Raw genomic sequence first — 2,183 nt, 5'->3', positions numbered from 1 at the left:
GCGACTCGTGAAGACTGACCCTCTGGGGTCGCGTGAATTTTGACCCCCTCCGCGACGCTTGGAGGGTGTTGGGAGTGGAGGATTGGGCCGAGATCCGTCGTCTGCATCGCGCGGAGGGCGTGCCTATCAAGGAGATCGCGCGTCGGCTTGGGGTCGCACGGAACACCGTGCGGTCGGCTTTGGAGTCCGACAGGCCGCCCGAGTACCGTCGGGTGCCGCGCGGGTCGGTGGCCGATGCGTTCGAGCCGCAGATCCGCTTCCTGCTCCAGCGGTTCCCGCGGATGCCGGCGACGGTGATCGCGGAGCGGATCGACTGGCCGTATTCGATGACCCCGCTCAAGCTCAAGGTCGCCGCGATCCGGCCTGAGTACCAGGGCATCGATCCGGCGGATCGGGTCTCCTACCGGCCGGGGGAAGTGGCCCAGTGTGACCTGTGGTTCCCGGAGCCGCTGATCCCGGTGGCCCCGGGGCAGCAGCGGGTGCTGCCGGTGCTGGTGATGACGCTGGGGTTCTCCCGGCTCCTGCTGGCGGAGATGATCCCTTCGCGGCAGGGAGGGGACATTCTCTCGGGCATGTGGTCCCTGATCAGGCAGATCGGACGCTCGCCCAGGACGCTGGTCTGGGACCGGGAGGCCGCGATCGGCGGCACGGGCCGGGTTACGGCCCCTGCCGCCGCGTTCGCCGGCACTCTGGCCTCCCGGATCCGTCTGGCGCCGCCTCGCGACCCGGAGTTCAAGGGCATGGTCGAGCGCGCGAACGGGTATCTGGAGACTTCGTTCCTGCCCGGGCGCGAGTTCTCCTCGCCCGAGGACTTCAACGCCCAGCTGGCCGAATGGCTCCCGCGGGCGAACGCCCGGACGGTGCGCTCGATCCGCGGGCGGCCGGTGGACCTGCTCGAGGCCGACTACCTCGGGATGCTCCCGCTGCCGCCGGTGGCCCCGGCAACGGGCCTGAGCCTGCGGGTGCGGCTCGCTCGGGACTACTACGTGCGGGTGGACTCCAACGACTATTCGGTGGACCCGAGGGTGATCGGCAGGTTCGTGGAGGTCACCGCGTCCCCGGCCGAGGTACTCGTCCGCTGCGACGGCAGCGTGGTCGCCCGGCATCGGCGTTCGTGGGCCAAGCAGCAGCTGCTGACCGACCCCGCGCACCGGGAGATCGCCCAGCAGCTGCGCAGGGGCTTTGCCGAGCAGCGCCAGAATCGCAACGCCCCGGCGCGCCAGCACGCCGACGGGCATCCGGTGGAGATCCGGGCACTGCCCGACTACGACGCCCTCTTCGGCGTCGATTTCGATCCCTCGACGAAGGAGGCAGCGAACCCATGACCAGCCAACCGGCCCCTCAACCAGCCGAGGGGCTCCCCTCCCAGATGGCCTACCTCACCAGAGTGCTCAAGACCCCCACGATCGGGCGGGTCTGGGAAGAGCTTGCCGCCCACGCCCGCGACGAGAGCTGGTCGCACGAGGAGTACCTCGCAGCCGTCCTGCAGCGCCAGCTCGCGGACCGCGAGAGCGCGGGCACGACCATGCGGATCCGCACCGCGCACTTCCCGGCCGTGAAGACTCTCGAGGACTTCAACCTCGACCACCTCCCATCCCTGCGAAGGGACCTGCTCGCGCACCTGGCCACCGGAACCTTCGTGGCAAAGGCCGAGAATGTGATCCTTCTCGGCCCTCCCGGGATCGGCAAGACCCATCTCGCGATCGGACTCGGGGTCAAGGCCGCCCACGCAGGCTACTCGGTCCTGTTCGACACCGCGAACAACTGGATCGCCCGCCTCTCCGCCGCGCACCACGCCGGAGTCCTGGAAGCGGAGCTGAAGAAGATCCGCCGCTACAAGCTCATCGTGATCGACGAGGTGGGCTACATCCCCTTCGACCAGGACGCCGCGAACCTCTTCTTCCAGCTCGTCGCCTCCCGCTACGAGCAGGGCTCGATCATGGTCACCTCGAACCTGCCCTTCGGGCGATGGGGTGAGACCTTCTCCGACGACGTCGTAGCCGCCGCGATGATCGACAGGCTCGTCCACCACGCCGAGGTCCTCACCCTCACAGGCGACTCCTACCGCACCCGCCAGCGCCGAGAACTCCTCGCCAAGGAGAACCGCGCATCCAACAGCTAAGCCTCGCGAGGGGTCAAAATTCAGACGTCGCCAGGGGGTCAAAATTCAGAAGTCGTTGACA

The 2,183-nt window shown here is 68.5% G+C and carries 2 protein-coding genes; both read left to right on the top strand.

Going from position 1 to position 2,183, the window contains the following annotated elements; translation table 11 throughout:
• Positions 1 to 65: 65 nt before the first annotated feature.
• Positions 66 to 1,325, top strand: coding sequence for an IS21 family transposase (gene istA, locus E5679_RS20680; protein ID WP_138419429.1), 1,260 nt, complete (start codon positions 66 to 68; stop codon positions 1,323 to 1,325).
• Complete coding sequence (gene istB, locus E5679_RS20675) at positions 1,322 to 2,122, top strand: IS21-like element helper ATPase IstB (RefSeq protein ID WP_138419428.1); 801 nt, start codon at positions 1,322 to 1,324, stop codon at positions 2,120 to 2,122. The genes istA and istB overlap by 4 nt, the downstream gene beginning before the upstream one ends.
• The last annotated feature ends 61 nt before the right edge of the window (positions 2,123 to 2,183 follow it).

The sequence above is a fragment of the Sinomonas gamaensis genome, assembly GCF_005876955.1.
In the GTDB taxonomy this organism is placed as follows: domain Bacteria; phylum Actinomycetota; class Actinomycetes; order Actinomycetales; family Micrococcaceae; genus Sinomonas; species Sinomonas gamaensis.
This window is presented reverse-complemented; position numbering and strand designations above follow the sequence as displayed.